Origin of the sequence: Burkholderia sp. MSHR3999, assembly GCF_000833595.1 — a bacterium.
In the GTDB taxonomy this organism is placed as follows: domain Bacteria; phylum Pseudomonadota; class Gammaproteobacteria; order Burkholderiales; family Burkholderiaceae; genus Burkholderia; species Burkholderia ubonensis.
On record NZ_JRFO01000001.1, the window covers coordinates 1,291,490 to 1,307,246 of the forward strand.

Here is a 15,757-nt window from a genome sequence, read left to right on the forward strand (position 1 = left end):
TTGACTGATATCCACGATATTGAATCGTCCGCGCCTGCCGTGCAGGCAGCGCGCGCCGACGATGCGCCCGAGCAGGGCGGCTCGGCCGAGGGTGGCGACGAACGTCCCCGCCGCGGCCTGCGGCGCGGCCCGCGCAGCCTGATCGCGCGCCGCCGCGCGGCTGCGAAGTCGAAGGGTGCCGAGGGTTCGCCGCAGGGCGAGGAAGGTGCGGAAACGCCTGCCGCGGCAGCGGAAGCGCAGCCGCCGGCGCGGGCGCCGCGCAAGGAAGGCGCGGCGAAGGGCGGACGCAAGCCGGCGGCCAAGCGAGAAGGCGCGGCGCGCCAGGGCGGCCAGGGCAAGCGCGGTGGCGCGGCCAGTGCCGCCGGCACGACCGGCGAAGCGGCCCAGGACGACCTGTTCGCGTACGTGACGTCGCCTGCGTTCGACGCGGACAATTCCGCGGCGGGCAGCGGCGTGCGCGCGCCGATGCTGCGGCGCGGTCGCGGCCAGACGGCCAACAAGCGCGTGCTGTCGCCGGACGACGACGCGCCGAAGCTTCACAAGGTGCTGGCGGAAGCCGGCATGGGCTCGCGCCGTGAAATGGAAGAACTGATCGTCGCCGGCCGCGTGTCGGTGAACGGCGAACCGGCGCACATCGGCCAGCGCATCATGCCGACCGACCAGGTCCGGATCAACGGCAAGCCGGTCAAGCGCAAGCTGCCGAACAAGCCGCCGCGCGTGCTGCTGTATCACAAGCCGACGGGCGAGATCGTCAGTCATGCGGATCCGGAAGGCCGTCCGTCCGTGTTCGACCGCTTGCCGCCGATGAAGACGGCCAAATGGCTTGCGGTTGGCCGGCTCGACTTCAACACCGAAGGGCTGCTGATGCTGACGACGTCAGGCGACCTGGCGAACCGCTTCATGCATCCGCGCTACAGCGTCGAGCGCGAGTACGCGGTGCGGGTGGTCGGCGAGCTGTCCGAAGGCAACCGGCAGAAGCTGCTGCACGGCGTCGAGCTGGACGACGGCCCGGCCAACTTCCTGCGCATCCGCGATGGCGGCGGCGAAGGCACGAATCACTGGTATCACGTTGCGCTGGCCGAAGGCCGCAATCGCGAAGTGCGCCGGATGTTCGAGGCGGCCGGCCTGATGGTGAGCCGCCTGATCCGCACGCGTCATGGTCCGATCCCGCTGCCGCGCGGCCTGAAGCGCGGCCGCTGGGAAGAGCTCGACGAAGCGCAGGTGCGCAAGCTGATGGCGACGGTCGGCCTGAAGGCGCCGTCGGAAGAGAAGGGCAAGCGCGGTAGCGGTGGCCAGGCCGAGCGCCGCCAGCCCGACCCGATGCAGACGTCGATGGGCTTCATCAGCCGCGAGCCGGTGCTGACGACGCACGGCAACCTCGAGCAGCCGCGGCGTGGCCCGCGGCGCGGCGCGGCGGGCGGCTTCGCCGGCCCGAGCGGCTTCGGCGGCGGCATGCCGGGCATGTCGGGCGGCTACGGCGGCGGCCAGCGTGCGGGCGGCGGGCGCGACGTCGACGGCAACCGCGCGTCGTATGGCGCGGGCGGCAACAAACGTGGCGGCGGCGCCGGCAAGGGCGGCGGCAATCGCAACCCGAACGGCAATCGCGCGGAAGGCGCCGGCAACGGCGGCGGCGCGCGCGGCGGTCAGCGTCCGCAGCGGAATCGTTCGCGCGGCCGCTGAGCTGCGGATCGCGGCGCAACCTGCCGCGTCTCGCCGGCGAAATCGGTTTGAAGGTCCGGTTTTGCCGGCGGGCGCTTGGCGTTTGCGCCGAAAATCGCTATAATCGCAAAGTCGCTGGGCGTACGGATTCGATGTGCGGCTCAGGTGCGACCACCGGTAAGAAGATGGGCGTTCCGCCCATTTTTTTTTGCTGAAACGGTTAGGCATCTCGGGTAGCGCTTCCTGCGCCGGCTAAGGCGCGCGCCCGCGGGTGAATCGCGAGCGGCGGGCGCGAACACCTGAGAGGGCACTGTGCAACTGACGGAACTGATAGAAACCACGGTCACCGGACTCGGCTACGAGCTGGTGGATCTCGAGCGCACCGGGCGCGGCATGCTTTGCATCTATATCGACCAGCCTGCCGGCATTTCGCTCGACGATTGCGAAAAGGTCACGCGTCAGCTCCAGCACGTCTTGACGGTCGAAAACATCGATTACGAACGGCTCGAAGTCTCGTCCCCGGGGCTCGACCGCCCGTTGAAGAAGCTGGCCGACTTCGAGCGCTTCGCTGGCAGCGAAGCCTCCGTGACCTTGAAAAAGCCGCTGGACGGGCGCAAGACGTACCGGGGCATTCTGCACGCGCCGAACGGCGAAACGATCGGTTTGGAATTTGAGAGGAACAAGGGCGAGGCAGCCATGCTGGATTTCACGCTGGCCGATATCGACAAAGCCCGCCTGATTCCGCAAGTTGACTTTAGGAGCCGCAAATAATGAGTCGCGAAGTGTTGATGCTGGTGGATGCGCTGGCGCGCGAGAAGAACGTCGACAAGGATGTCGTGCTGGGCGCCCTCGAGGCGGCGCTCGCATCGGCTTCCAAGAAGCTGTTCGACGAAGGCGCCGAGATCCGCGTCCATATCGATCGCGAAAGCGGCGAGCACGAAACCTTCCGTCGCTGGCTCGTCGTGCCCGATGAAGCGGGCCTGCAGGAGCCGGATCGCGAGATCCTGCTGTTCGAGGCGCGCGAGCAGAAGGGCGACGTCGAAGTCGGCGACTACATCGAGGAGTCGGTGCCGTCGATCGAGTTCGGCCGCATCGGCGCGCAGGCTGCCAAGCAGGTGATCCTGCAGAAGGTGCGCGACGCGGAGCGCGAGCAGATCCTGAACGACTACCTCGAGCGCGGCGAAAAGATCATGACGGGCACGGTGAAGCGCCTCGACAAGGGCAACTTCGTCGTCGAATCGGGTCGCGTCGAAGCGCTGCTGCGCCGCGACCAGCTGATCCCGAAGGAAAACCTGCGCGTGGGCGACCGCGTGCGCGCGTACATCGCGAAGGTCGACCGCACCGCGCGCGGCCCGCAGATCGAGCTGTCGCGCACCGCGCCGGAATTCCTGATGAAGCTGTTCGAGATGGAAGTGCCGGAGATCGAGCAGGGCCTGCTCGAGATCAAGGCGGCTGCGCGCGACCCGGGCGTGCGCGCGAAGATCGGCGTCGTCGCGTACGACAAGCGGATCGATCCGATCGGCACCTGCGTCGGCATTCGCGGTTCGCGCGTGCAGGCGGTGCGCAACGAGCTCGGTGGCGAAAACATCGACATCGTGCTATGGTCGGAAGATCCCGCCCAATTCGTGATCGGCGCGCTCGCGCCGGCAGCCGTTCAGTCGATCGTCGTCGATGAAGAAAAGCACTCGATGGACGTCGTCGTCGACGAGAACGAACTGGCCGTCGCGATCGGCCGCAGCGGTCAGAACGTTCGCCTTGCCAGCGAGCTGACCGGCTGGCAGATCAACATCATGACGCCGGACGAGTCCGCCCAGAAGCAGGGCGAAGAGCGCGACCGGCTGCGTGCCCTGTTCATGGCGCGTCTCGACGTCGACGAAGAAGTTGCCGACATCCTGATCGACGAAGGCTTCACGAGCCTCGAAGAGATCGCTTACGTGCCGCTCAACGAAATGCTCGAGATCGAGGCGTTCGACGAGGATACCGTGCACGAGCTGCGCAACCGCGCGCGCGACGCGCTGCTGACGATGGCGATCGCCAACGAAGAAAAGGTCGAAAACGCGGCGCTGGACCTGAAGAGCCTCGACGGCATCACGCCGGAGCTGCTCTCGAAGCTGGCCGAACACGGTGTGGCCACGCGCGACGATCTCGCCGAGCTGGCAGTGGATGAACTGGTCGACATGACCGGGGTGGAAGAGGATGCCGCTAAGGCGTTGATCATGAAAGCACGTGAACATTGGTTCCAGTGAGAAATGACCATGGCGCACTGATTTGATGGCGGCCGTATGGCCTGACCCGATGCTAACCGCAAGGAATCGGTCCTTGCACTAAGAGGAATGAATGGCGAGTAACAACGTAGCCCAATTTGCCGCGGAACTGAAAATGCCTGCTGGTGTGCTGCTCGAACAGCTGCAGGCAGCGGGCGTCCAGAAAGCGAGTGAAGACGATGCGCTGTCCGAGGCGGACAAGGCGCGTCTGCTCGATCATTTGCGCAAGTCGCACGGCGCGACCGACGGCGACAAGCGCAAGATCACGCTGACCCGCAAGCATACGTCGGAGATCAAGCAGTCCGACGCGACGGGCAAGGCTCGCACCATTCAGGTCGAGGTCCGCAAGAAGCGCACGTTCGTCAAGCGCGACGACGTGGGCGATGTCGCGGATCAGGGTCAGGCACAGACCGCCGAAGCGGATGACGACGCGGAACTGAAGCGCCGCGAGGAAGAGGCGCGCCGCGAGGCCGAGCTGCTCGAGAAGCAGGCGCAGGAGCTGCGCGAGCGCCAGGAGCGCCTCGAGCGCGAGGAAGCCGAACGCCGCGCCCGCGAGGAAGCGGCCGAAGCGGAGCGTCGCCGCGCCGAGGAAGAGGCGGCGAAGCGCGCCGCGGCCGAAGCGGCGGCGAAGCAGGCTGCGGCCCAGCAGGCGGCAGCGGCCGAACAGGAAGCGCGCTCGCAGTCCTCGCAGGACGATGAGCGCGCGGCTGCCGAACGTGCGGCGCAGCGCGAAGCGGCGAAGAAGGCCGAGGACGCTGCACGCGAAGCGGCGGACAAGGCGCGCGCCGAGCAGGAAGAGATCAGCAAGCGCCGCGCGGCCGCCGAGGCGGAAGCGCGTGCGATCCGCGAGATGATGAACACGCCGCGCAAGGCCGTGGTCAAGGCTGTCGAGCCGCCGAAGCCGGCGGAGCCGGCCAAGCCGGCCGAAGCGAAGGGCACGCTGCACAAGCCGGCGAAGCCGGAGGGCGCGCAGGCGCGTCCGGCGGCGAAGAAGCCGGCCGGCGCAGCGCCGGCGGCGACGCAGGCGCCGGCTGGCGCGGGCGACCGCAACAAGAAGCCGGGCGCCGGCAAGGGCGGCTGGCAGGACGACGCCGCGAAGCGCCGCGGCATCAAGACGCGTGGCGACTCGAGCGGCGGCGTCGACCGCGGCTGGCGCGGCGGCCCGAAGGGGCGCGGCCGTCACCAGGAAAGCGCATCGTCGTTCCAGGCGCCGACCGAGCCGATCGTCCGTGAAGTGCATGTGCCGGAAACCATCTCGGTGGCCGACCTTGCGCACAAGATGGCAATCAAGGCCTCCGAAGTCATCAAGGTGATGATGAAGATGGGCCAGATGGTCACGATCAACCAGGTGCTGGACCAGGAAACCGCGATGATCGTCGTCGAGGAACTGGGCCACCGCGCGGTTGCGGCGAAGCTGGACGATCCGGAAGCACTGCTCGTCGAAGGCGAGACCGGTACCGACGCAGAGCAACTGCCGCGTCCGCCGGTCGTCACCGTGATGGGTCACGTCGACCACGGCAAGACCTCGCTGCTCGACTACATCCGCCGCGCGAAGGTCGCAGCGGGCGAAGCGGGCGGCATTACGCAGCACATCGGCGCGTATCACGTCGAAACGCCGCGCGGTGTCGTCACGTTCCTGGATACCCCGGGTCACGAGGCGTTCACGGCAATGCGTGCGCGTGGTGCGAAGGCGACCGACATCGTCATTCTGGTGGTGGCGGCCGACGACGGCGTGATGCCGCAGACGAAGGAAGCCATCTCGCACGCGAAGGCGGGCGGGGTGCCGATCGTCGTCGCGATCAACAAGATCGACAAGCCGGAAGCGAACCCGGACCGCGTGAAGCAGGAACTGGTCGCCGAAGGTGTCGTGCCGGAAGAATATGGCGGCGATTCGCCGTTCGTGCCGGTGTCGGCAAAGACGGGCACGGGCATCGACGATCTGCTCGAGAACGTGCTGCTGCAGGCCGAAGTGCTGGAATTGAAGGCACCGGTCGAGGCGCCGGCCAAGGGCATCGTGATCGAAGCGAAGCTCGACAAGGGCAAGGGCCCGGTCGCGACGATGCTGGTGCAGTCCGGTACGCTGAACCGCGGCGACATCGTGCTCGCGGGCACCGCTTACGGCCGCGTTCGTGCGATGCTCGACGAGAACGGCAAGCCGACGAAGGAAGCCGGCCCGTCGATCCCGGTCGAGATTCAGGGTCTGTCGGAAGTGCCGGGCGCAGGCGAGGAAGTGATCGTGCTGCCGGACGAGCGCAAGGCGCGCGAAATCGCGCTGTTCCGTCAGGGCAAGTTCCGCGACGTCAAGCTGGCGAAGCAGCAGGCGGCGAAGCTGGAAAGCATGCTCGAGCAGATGGGCGAAGGCGAAGTGCAGAACCTGCCGCTCATCATCAAGGCCGACGTGCAGGGTTCGCAGGAAGCGCTCGTGCAGTCGCTGCTCAAGCTGTCGACCAGCGAAGTGCGCGTGCAGATCGTGCACAGCGCGGTGGGCGGCATCAGCGAAAGCGACGTCAACCTGGCGACGGCATCGAAGGCGGTCATCATCGGCTTCAACACGCGTGCGGATGCGCAGGCGCGCAAGCTCGCGGAAGCCAATGGCGTCGACATCCGCTACTACAACATCATCTACGACGCAGTGGATGAGGTGAAGGCGGCGATGTCGGGCATGCTGGCGCCGGAGAAGCGCGAAGTCGTGACCGGCATGGTCGAGGTGCGCCAGGTGTTCAAGGTGCCGAAGGTCGGTACGGTCGCAGGCTGTATGGTCACGGACGGTATCGTCAAGCGGTCGTCGTCGGTTCGCGTGCTGCGCAACAACGTCGTGATCTTCACCGGCGAACTCGAGTCGCTGAAGCGCTTCAAGGACGACGTGAAGGAAGTCAAGCAAGGCTTCGAGTGCGGCATGTCGGTGAAGAACTTCAACGACGTCATCGAAGGCGACCAGTTCGAAGTCTTCGAAGTGACCGAAGTCGCGCGTACGCTGTAAGCATCGCGCATCGGCTCATGGGCGGGGCAGGCGTGGGCCTGTCCCGCCCATTTTCATGGCGGCGCGCCAAGGGCCGCCGCATTGTCCTGATAAACGCATCAGGGATCGATCATGTCCAGGAAACGTACTTCTCCCAATCGCAACGTGCAGATCGCCGACCAGATTCAGCGCGACCTGTCCGAACTCATCATGCGCGAGGTCAAGGACCCGCGCATCGGCATCGTGACCATCCAGAGCGTGGAACTCACGCCGGACTACGCGCACGCGAAGGTGTACTTCACGGCGCTCACCGGCGATCCGGAAAAGACGCAAGAGGCGCTGAACCATGCGTCCGGTCACCTGCACAACCTGCTGTTCAAGCGCCTGCACATCCATACGGTGCCGACGCTGCATTTCCACTACGATCAGACGATCGAGAAGGCCGTGGAGATGTCGCGCCTGATCAAGGAAGCGAACTCGACGCGCGCGCTGGACGACGACGAAACCGGCGCGCCCGCCAACGAAGATTGAGCTCGCCCGGCCTATGACGACAGCAGCATCCCAACGTCCGCGCGTGCCCCGGCGCGCGCTGGACGGCGTCCTTCTGCTCGACAAGCCGGTCGGCCTGTCGAGCAACGATGCCCTGATTCGCGCGAAGCGCCTCTACCTCGCGAAGAAGGCCGGTCATACCGGCACGCTCGATCCGCTGGCCTCGGGCCTGTTGCCGCTGTGCTTCGGTGAAGCGACGAAGTTCTCGCAGGACCTGCTCGAGGCCGACAAGACCTACGAGGCGACGATGCGCCTCGGCGTGCGCACCGCGACCGGCGACGCGGAAGGCGAGGTGCTCGACACGCGGCCGGTCGAATGCGACCGGGCGGCCGTGCAAGCGGCGCTCGAGCGCTTCACCGGCGAAATCGTGCAGGTGCCGCCGATGTACTCCGCGCTCAAGCGCGACGGCAAGCCGCTCTACGAATATGCGCGCGCCGGCCAGACGGTCGAGCGCGAAGGGCGCAACGTGACGATCCACCGGCTCGAACTGCTCGCGTGCGACCTGCCCGACGTGACGTTCCGCGTGACCTGCAGTAAAGGCACGTACGTGCGCACGCTCGCGGAAGATCTCGGCGAGGCGCTCGGCTGCGGCGCGCACTTGACGATGCTGCGCCGCACAGGGGTCGGCGCCTTGACGCTCGACCATGCGGTCACGCTCGATGCGCTGTCCGATGCCGACGATGCCGCGCGCGACGCATGGCTTCAGCCTGTCGACGCGCTGCTGTCGACGTTTCCGATGGTGCGGCTCGACGACGCGTGCGCGAAGCGCTTCCTGCACGGCCAGCGCCTGAAACTGTCGGAGATCGCGCGTATCGACGCGAGCGAAGGCGAGCGGGTGAGGGTCTACGATGCGACGCGGCTGCTTGGCGTGGCCCGCGCGGCGAATGGCGTGCTGGCGCCTGAACGGCTCGTCGTGACGGCGGCGTGAAGCCGCGCGGCGCGCCGGCATTGCCGGCGGCATGAAAAAAAGGCCCGGTCGTTGTCGACCGGGCCTTTTGTCTTGTGCGCCGGCGGGCGCTGCGTTCAGTGCGCCGCCGAGGCCGCCGCACCGGCGTCGCCGCCGCCCGCGCGTTCCGGTTTCGTGATCCAGATCAGTGCGATCAGCAGCACGAAGATCGCGGCCGAGATGTAGAACAGGTCGTTCACGCCGAGCTGCGCGGCCTGCTGCGTGGCCATGTTGTTGATCAGGCCATGCGCCTGCTGCTGGGTCAGGCCGAGATTGCCCATCTGCGTGACGGCCTGGTTGAACGTCGGGTTATACGCATTCGCCTGCTCGACCAGCTGCGCGTGATGGAAGTTGTTCCGGTGATCCCACGCGGTCTGGAAGATCGACGTGCCGATGCCGCCGCACATGATCCGCACGAAGTTCGACAGGCCCGACGCCGCGGGAATGCGGTGGCCGGGCAGGCCGGACAGCGTGATCGACACGAGCGGGATGAAGAAGCCGGCCATCGCGATGCCCTGCACGAGCGTCGGCAGCGTCAGCGACCATTCGTCGACGCCGGTCGTGTAGCGGGAGCGCATCCAGAAGCACAGCGCAAAGATCAGGAACGACGCAGTCGAGATATAGCGGGGATCGGTGCGCGGCAGGTACTTCCCGGTGAGCGGCGACAGCAGGATCGCGAACAGCCCGACCGGCGCCATCACGAGGCCGGCGTCGGTCGCGGTGTAGCCGATCTGCGTCTGCAGCCACAGCGGCAGCAGCACGAGGTTGCCGAAGTACAGCCCGTACCCGATCGACAGCGCGACCGTGCCGCCGGTGAAGTTCCGTATGCGGAACAGCGACAGGTCGACGACCGGATGCTCGGCGGTCAGCTCCCAGACGACGAAGAACGCGAACGCGATGACGGCGGTCAGCGCGAGCACGATGATGGTCGTCGACGCGAACCAGTCGAGATCCTTGCCCTTGTCGAGCATGATCTGCAGCGAGCCGACCCAGACGATCAGCAGGGCGAGACCCACGCCGTCGATCGGCGCGCGGCGCACGACCGACTCGCGCTGGCGGTAGATCATCCACGTCGCGATCGCGGCGGCGATGCCGACCGGGATGTTGACGTAGAAGATCCAGGGCCACGAGTAGTTGTCCGAAATCCATCCGCCGAGTATCGGGCCGGCGACGGGGGCGATCAGCGTCGTCATCGCCCAGAGCGCAAGCGCCATCGGCGCCTTGGCGCGCGGGTAGCTCGCGAGCAGCAGCGCTTGCGACAGCGGAATCATCGGGCCCGCGACGGCGCCCTGGATCACGCGCGACACGAGCAGGAACGGCAGTGTCGGCGAGAGTCCGCACATCCACGACGAAATGACGAACAGGATGATCGACGCGAGGAACAGGCGAACCTGTCCGAAGCGATCGGTGAGCCAGCCCGTCAGCGGCACGGAGATCGCGTTCGCGACCGCGAACGACGTGATGACCCATGTGCCCTGGTCGGCCGACACGCCGAGATCGCCCGAGATGGTCGGGATCGCGACGTTCGCGATCGACGTGTCGAGCACGTTCATGAACACGGCGAGCGACACCGCGATCGTCCCGATCAGGAGTTGCCCGCCCTGCAAGGGCGGGTGAGAGACAGGAGGCTGTGCCATGTCGATGGTCTTCCGGGAACGGAACGGATTACATCATCTTCGCGATGCTGCCTTGCTTCGCCACGGCCGGCGCCGGGGCCGACGCATTGCCGCCCGCGTTCTCCGCAACGATGCGCGCGATTTCGGCGTTCGCTTCGTCGCCGTACTTCGCGAACACGTCGGTCTGGTAGACCGTGTTCTGCGCGTTGCCGAGCTGGTTGCCGCTCTCGTCCTTGATGTTGACGTCGACCTGCATCGACAGGCCGATGCGCAGCGGGTGCTTTTCGAGGTCCTTCGGGTCGAGCTCGATCCGCACCGGCAGGCGCTGCACGACCTTGATCCAGTTGCCGGTCGCGTTCTGCGCGGGCAGCAGCGAGAATGCGGAGCCGGTGCCGGCCGAGAAGCCGATGACCTTGCCGTGATAGACGACCGACGAGCCGTAGATGTCGGCCGTCAGCTCGACCGGCTGGCCGATGCGCATGTGGTTGAGCTGGACTTCCTTGAAGTTCGCGTCGACCCACACGGCGTTCAGCGGCACGACCGACATCAGCGGCGTGCCCGGCGACACGCGCTGGCCGACCTGCACCGAGCGCTTCGCGACGTAGCCGGTCACGGGCGCGGGCAGCGTGTTGCGCGCGTTGGCGAGATATGCGTCACGGACCTTCGCGGCCGCGGCGAGCACGTTCGGGTGCGACGCGATCGTCGTGTTCGCGGTCAGCGCGCGGTTCGACGCGAGCTGCTGCTGCGCGGTGTCGAGCGACGCCTGCGCGCTCTTAACCGCGTCACGCGCGTGCGAGATCTCTTCCTGCGACACGGCGCCGGTCTGCGCGACCGCAAGGCGGCGGCGCAAGTCGTCCTCGGCGCGCGACAGGTCCGACTGGCGCAGCGCAACCTGCGCACGGTACTGGTCGTCGTTGACGAACAGGCCGCGCACCTGGCGCACCGTCTGCGCGAGGTTCGCCTCGGCCTGCTGCAGCGCGACCTGCGAATCGGCCGGGTCGAGCAGCACGAGCGAATCGCCGGCCTTGACGGTCTGCGTGTCGTCGGCCTTCACCGCGATCACGGTGCCCGTGACCTGCGGCGTGATCTGCACGACGTTGCCGTTCACGTAGGCGTCGTCGGTCGATTCGTGGAAGCGTGCGACGAGGAAGTAGTACAGCCCGTAGGCGATGGCCGCGATCACGATGACCGCGACGAGCAGCGTCATCATCCGCTTGCGCTTGCCGTTACTCTGCGCCTGGGCGCTGGCGGCGTTTTGTTGAGGGTCGCTCATGGCGATTTTCTCCGTCCGTTGTTTCGAGTGTCTGCGTAGTGGTCGTGCCGATTCAGTTCGCGGCCTGTTGCGCGGCCTTGGCCTGCGCGGTGCGCTGTTCGGCATCGGGTGCGGCGAGGCGGGTGCCGGTGGCGTCGAAGCCGCCGCCGAGCGCCTTGATCAGCGCGAGCTGCATGTCGCGCCGCCGCATCTTCAGGTTGGTCACGGTCTGTTCCGATGCGAGGCGGTTGCTGTCCGCGTTCAGCACCTGCAGTTGCGGCGACAGGCCGGCCTTGTAGCGGATCACCGCGAGGTCGTATGCCTTCGTCGACGCGTCGAGCGCCCGCTGCGCGTCGTCCATTTGCCGATCGATCGCGCGGATCGACGCGACCTGCGTCGCGACGTCGTTCAGTGCGCTGATCAGTGTCTGGTTGTAGTTCGCGACCGACAGGTCGAAGTCCGCATAGCGGCCCTTGAGCTGCGCGCGCAGCGCGCCGCCGTCGAAGATCGGCAGGTGGACCGCCGGGCTGAACTGCGCCTGGCGGCTCGCGAAGTTCAGGAATTTGCCCCAGCCGAACGCATCGAAGCCGAAGCCCGCCGCGAGGTTCACGTCGGGGTAGAACTCGGCTTTCGCTTCCTTCACGTCGTGCATCGCGGCTTCGACCTGCCAGCGCGCGGCGACGATGTCGGGGCGCCGCGACACGAGATCGGCGGGCAGGTTGTCGGGCAGCGCGACGGCGCCGCCCGGATTCAGCACCGGCGCGGCGATCTGCAGGCCGCGGTCCGGCCCCTTGCCGAGCAGGGCGGCAAGCTGGTAGCGAACGCTCGTGATCTGGCCGTCGAGGTCGGACAGCGACGCCTGGGTCGTCGCGATGTTGCCGCGCGCGGTCTGCCGTTCGACGTTGGTGTCGAGGCCGGCCGTCACGCGGCCGTCGGTGATCTTGCCGACCGTCTGGCGGTTGACGATCTCGCGCTGCGCGATGTCGCGCAGCGCATAGAGCTGCGCGAGCGAGTTGTAGGTGCGGGCGATCGACGACGCGAGCGTGATGCGCGCCTGCTGCATGTCGGCCTCGGCGGCCTTTTCCTGCGACACGGCGGTGTGCAGGCGCTCGCGGTTCTTGCCCCACAGATCGAGGTCCCACGACGCGCTCGCGAGCGCGTTGTTCTCGCTGTACCACTGGCCGCCCAGCGGCGGCGGGAAGAGCGCGTTGCTCGAATACAGCTGGCGATTCCACGAATAGCTGCCTTCGACCTTCGGCAGCAGCGTCGAGCGCGACGACTCGATGTACGACGACGCCTTCGCGATCCGCGCCTGCGCCTGCGCGATCGACGGATTGTCGGCGAGCGCCTCGTCGATCAGCTTCGGCAGCTGCGGGTCGCCGAACCCGGTGGCCCAGTCGAGCGACGGCCACTTGCCGCCCTGGGCGGGCAGGCTCTGCGCGGTTTCGAATTGCGACGCCGGGGCGATCTGCTTGTCGCTCTTGATGCCGAAGTAGTTCGCACAGCCCGTCAGCGCCAGCGCGGCGACCGCGGCGGCGATGGCGGACCGGTGCGATCCGGCGCGCATGAACAACGGAGAGGATTTCATCGCGCTGATCCCTGACTCGGAATGAATAATGGACACTGCAAGGATTTCCTTACATTAATCTGTCAAAGATGATTGTTGTTGCAATTATTGCGGCGAGCTGCCGCCGGTCGTCTCGCACGCATTGCCGAGAATGCGGCGCAGCATGCTTTTCAGGAAGCCGACTTCCTCGGGCGTGAAGCCGTCCAGCAGCTGGTCGAGCACGCTGCGGAAGATGGCCGGCAGGCGTTCGGCGAGCGCGCGCCCTTCGTCGGTCAGTTCGAGCCGCACGACGCGCCGGTCCTCGATGCTGCGCACGCGCGACAGCAGGCCGCGCTTCTCGACGCGGTCGAGCAGGCGCGTCACCGCGCTCGCGTCGATCCCGTATTCGCGGGCGAGTTCGGCGGCCGTCGAGCATTTGCCGACCGCGATCATGAACAGCATGCTGGCCTGCGTGCCGGTGATGCCGAGTTCTCCTTGCGTGCGCTGTGTGACGAGGTTGGTCATCAGCGATTTCACGCGCGACATCAGATAGCCGACGCTATCGTTCACCTGATAAGTCGAAAGCGAGACGGACTGCGGCTGGGAAGAGGAAGGGTCCGACATAAAACCGTGAAGCTGCAATAGTTGACTAGGCAGTAGTGTAGGTGCAAATGCTTGCTGCGGCAAATATTAACCGAACGGCCTTGGGTGTGCAGGGCGCTGCCCAATGCCCTATGCCGGAGAGGGTTTTTGTCAGGTGGCGGGGCGGGCGCCCGGCGCATTGGCGGACGGGGATCGCGGCCCCGGTTTGTTGCGGCGCAGCGCGCGGACCGTTCGCGTCATTCGCGCGTGCTATACTTTGCGGTTTCCAAGTTGTGCATCGCGCACGCACGTGACCAACGGGCGTGCGTATTTGCGCACCCAATCGATTTTCAGGTTTCTATGACCCGCGCCCTTCGCAACATCGCCATCATCGCCCACGTCGACCACGGCAAGACGACGCTCGTCGACCAACTGCTTCGCCAGTCCGGCACCTTCCGCGAGAACCAGCAAGTCGCCGAGCGGGTGATGGACTCGAACGACATCGAAAAGGAGCGCGGGATCACGATTCTCGCGAAGAACTGCGCGGTCGAATACGAAGGCACGCACATCAACATCGTCGACACCCCGGGGCACGCGGACTTCGGCGGTGAGGTCGAGCGCGTGCTGTCGATGGTCGACTCGGTGCTGCTGCTCGTCGACGCGGTCGAGGGCCCGATGCCGCAGACGCGCTTCGTGACGAAGAAGGCGCTCGCGCTCGGCCTGAAGCCGATCGTCGTGATCAACAAGGTCGACCGCCCGGGCGCGCGCATCGACTGGGTCATCAACCAGACCTTCGACCTGTTCGACAAGCTCGGTGCAACCGAGGAGCAGCTCGATTTCCCGATCGTCTACGCATCGGGCCTGAACGGCTACGCGTCGCTCGATCCGGCCACGCGCGAAGGCGACATGCGCCCGCTGTTCGAGGCGATCCTCGAGCACGTGCCGGTCCGCCCGGCTGACCCGGAAGCGCCGCTGCAGCTCCAGATCACGTCGCTCGACTATTCGACGTACGTCGGCCGGATCGGCGTCGGCCGCATCACGCGCGGCCGCATCAAGCCGGGCCAGCCGGTCGTGATGCGCTTCGGCCCGGAAGGCGACGTGCTGAACCGCAAGATCAACCAGGTGCTGTCGTTCAAGGGCCTGGAGCGCGTGCAGGTCGAGTCGGCCGAAGCGGGCGACATCGTGCTGATCAACGGCATCGAAGACGTCGGCATCGGCGCGACGATCTGTGCGGTGGACACGCCGGAAGCGCTGCCGATGATCACCGTCGACGAGCCGACGCTGACGATGAACTTCCTCGTCAACTCGTCGCCGCTCGCGGGCCGTGAAGGCAAGTTCGTGACGAGCCGCCAGATCCGCGATCGCCTGATGAAGGAGCTGAACCACAACGTCGCGCTGCGCGTGCGCGATACGGGCGACGAGACGGTGTTCGAAGTGTCGGGCCGCGGCGAACTGCACCTGACGATCCTGGTCGAGAACATGCGCCGCGAAGGCTATGAGCTCGCGGTGTCGCGTCCGCGCGTCGTGATGCAGGAAATCGACGGCGTGAAGCACGAGCCGTACGAACTGCTGACGGTCGACGTCGAAGACGAGAACCAGGGCGGCGTGATGGAAGAACTCGGCCGCCGCAAGGGCGAAATGCTCGACATGGCGTCGGACGGCCGCGGCCGCACGCGTCTCGAATACCGGATTCCGGCGCGCGGCCTGATCGGTTTCCAGAGCGAATTCCTGACGCTCACGCGCGGCACGGGTCTGATGAGCCACATCTTCGACTCGTACGCGCCGGTCAAGGACGGCTCGGTCGGCGAGCGCCGCAACGGCGTGCTGATCTCGCAGGACGACGGCGCGGCGGTGGCGTATGCGCTGTGGAAGCTGCAGGATCGCGGCCGCATGTTCGTGAAGCCGGGCGACGCGCTCTATGAGGGCATGATCATCGGCATTCACAGCCGCGACAACGACCTCGTCGTGAACCCGATCAAGGGCAAGCAGCTCACCAACGTGCGCGCGTCGGGCACCGACGAAGCCGTGCGTCTCGTGCCGCCGATCCAGATGTCGCTCGAATACGCGGTCGAGTTCATCGACGACGACGAACTGGTCGAAGTGACGCCGCAGTCGATCCGCCTGCGCAAGCGTCACCTGAAGGAGCACGAGCGTCGCCGCGCAAGCCGCGAAGCCGCAATCGACTGAGCGCGTCGAAGCGACTCAGGGCAACACGAAAAAAGCCGCCTCCGGGCGGCTTTTTCGCATCCGCGCGGCGTGCAGGCAGGTAGGCTGCAAAACAATGTTTCAGCGGCATGTGGCAATCCGGCAAAACCCCGCCACACGGTGCTTTCAGGCACATTTCTGCGTGAACTCTGGTAACGGTTCTGTGATATGCTGCGCGC

The 15,757-nt window shown here is 66.6% G+C and carries 11 protein-coding genes; 7 read left to right on the forward strand and 4 right to left on the reverse strand.

Annotated elements, in window-relative coordinates:
• The 6 genes from rluB (at position 1) to truB (ending at position 8,359) form a co-directional block, all read left to right on the forward strand.
• The gene (rluB, locus tag KY49_RS06215; protein WP_042583812.1) at positions 1-1,680 is read left to right on the forward strand and encodes a 23S rRNA pseudouridine(2605) synthase RluB; all 1,680 of its coding nucleotides are present in this window, start codon (positions 1-3) and stop codon (positions 1,678-1,680) included.
• A gap of 291 nt (positions 1,681-1,971) precedes the next feature.
• A complete protein-coding gene (rimP, locus tag KY49_RS06220; RefSeq protein ID WP_010092540.1) occupies positions 1,972-2,430 on the forward strand; it encodes a ribosome maturation factor RimP in 459 nt (152 codons plus the stop codon).
• Positions 2,430-3,905: a transcription termination factor NusA gene (nusA, locus tag KY49_RS06225; protein WP_042583813.1), complete on the forward strand. Its 1,476-nt coding sequence runs from the start codon at positions 2,430-2,432 to the stop codon at positions 3,903-3,905. The genes rimP and nusA overlap by 1 nt, the downstream gene beginning before the upstream one ends.
• A gap of 91 nt (positions 3,906-3,996) precedes the next feature.
• Positions 3,997-6,903, forward strand: a complete 2,907-nt coding sequence (infB, locus tag KY49_RS06230) for a translation initiation factor IF-2 (protein ID WP_042583814.1) — start codon at positions 3,997-3,999, stop codon at positions 6,901-6,903.
• Between the two features lie 111 nt (positions 6,904-7,014).
• Positions 7,015-7,413 (forward strand): 30S ribosome-binding factor RbfA, encoded by a 399-nt coding sequence (gene rbfA, locus KY49_RS06235; protein ID WP_042583815.1) that lies wholly within the window; start codon positions 7,015-7,017, stop codon positions 7,411-7,413.
• Positions 7,414-7,426: 13 nt separating this feature from the next.
• Positions 7,427-8,359, forward strand: a complete 933-nt coding sequence (truB, locus tag KY49_RS06240) for a tRNA pseudouridine(55) synthase TruB (protein ID WP_042583816.1) — start codon at positions 7,427-7,429, stop codon at positions 8,357-8,359.
• Between the two features lie 95 nt (positions 8,360-8,454).
• Here truB and KY49_RS06245 read toward each other — a convergent pair whose 3' ends face one another.
• The 4 genes from KY49_RS06245 to KY49_RS06260 all read right to left on the reverse strand — a co-directional run bounded on the left by KY49_RS06245 (position 8,455) and on the right by KY49_RS06260 (position 13,415).
• Positions 8,455-10,014 carry a DHA2 family efflux MFS transporter permease subunit gene (locus KY49_RS06245; protein ID WP_042583817.1) on the reverse strand — a complete coding sequence of 520 codons (1,560 nt, stop codon included), beginning with the start codon at positions 10,012-10,014 and terminating at the stop codon, positions 8,455-8,457.
• Positions 10,015-10,042: 28 nt separating this feature from the next.
• Positions 10,043-11,266: an HlyD family secretion protein gene (locus tag KY49_RS06250; RefSeq protein WP_042583818.1), complete on the reverse strand. Its 1,224-nt coding sequence runs from the start codon at positions 11,264-11,266 to the stop codon at positions 10,043-10,045.
• Between the two features lie 52 nt (positions 11,267-11,318).
• On the reverse strand, positions 11,319-12,833 hold the full coding sequence (locus KY49_RS06255) for an efflux transporter outer membrane subunit (protein WP_042583819.1): 1,515 nt from the start codon (positions 12,831-12,833) through the stop codon (positions 11,319-11,321).
• An 84-nt stretch (positions 12,834-12,917) separates the two neighbouring features.
• On the reverse strand, positions 12,918-13,415 hold the full coding sequence (locus KY49_RS06260) for a MarR family winged helix-turn-helix transcriptional regulator (protein WP_042583820.1): 498 nt from the start codon (positions 13,413-13,415) through the stop codon (positions 12,918-12,920).
• Positions 13,416-13,733: 318 nt separating this feature from the next.
• Here KY49_RS06260 and typA point away from each other — a divergent pair, with 318 nt between their 5' ends.
• Positions 13,734-15,560, forward strand: coding sequence for a translational GTPase TypA (typA, locus tag KY49_RS06265; RefSeq protein ID WP_042583821.1), 1,827 nt, complete (start codon positions 13,734-13,736; stop codon positions 15,558-15,560).
• Positions 15,561-15,757: the final 197 nt, after the last annotated feature.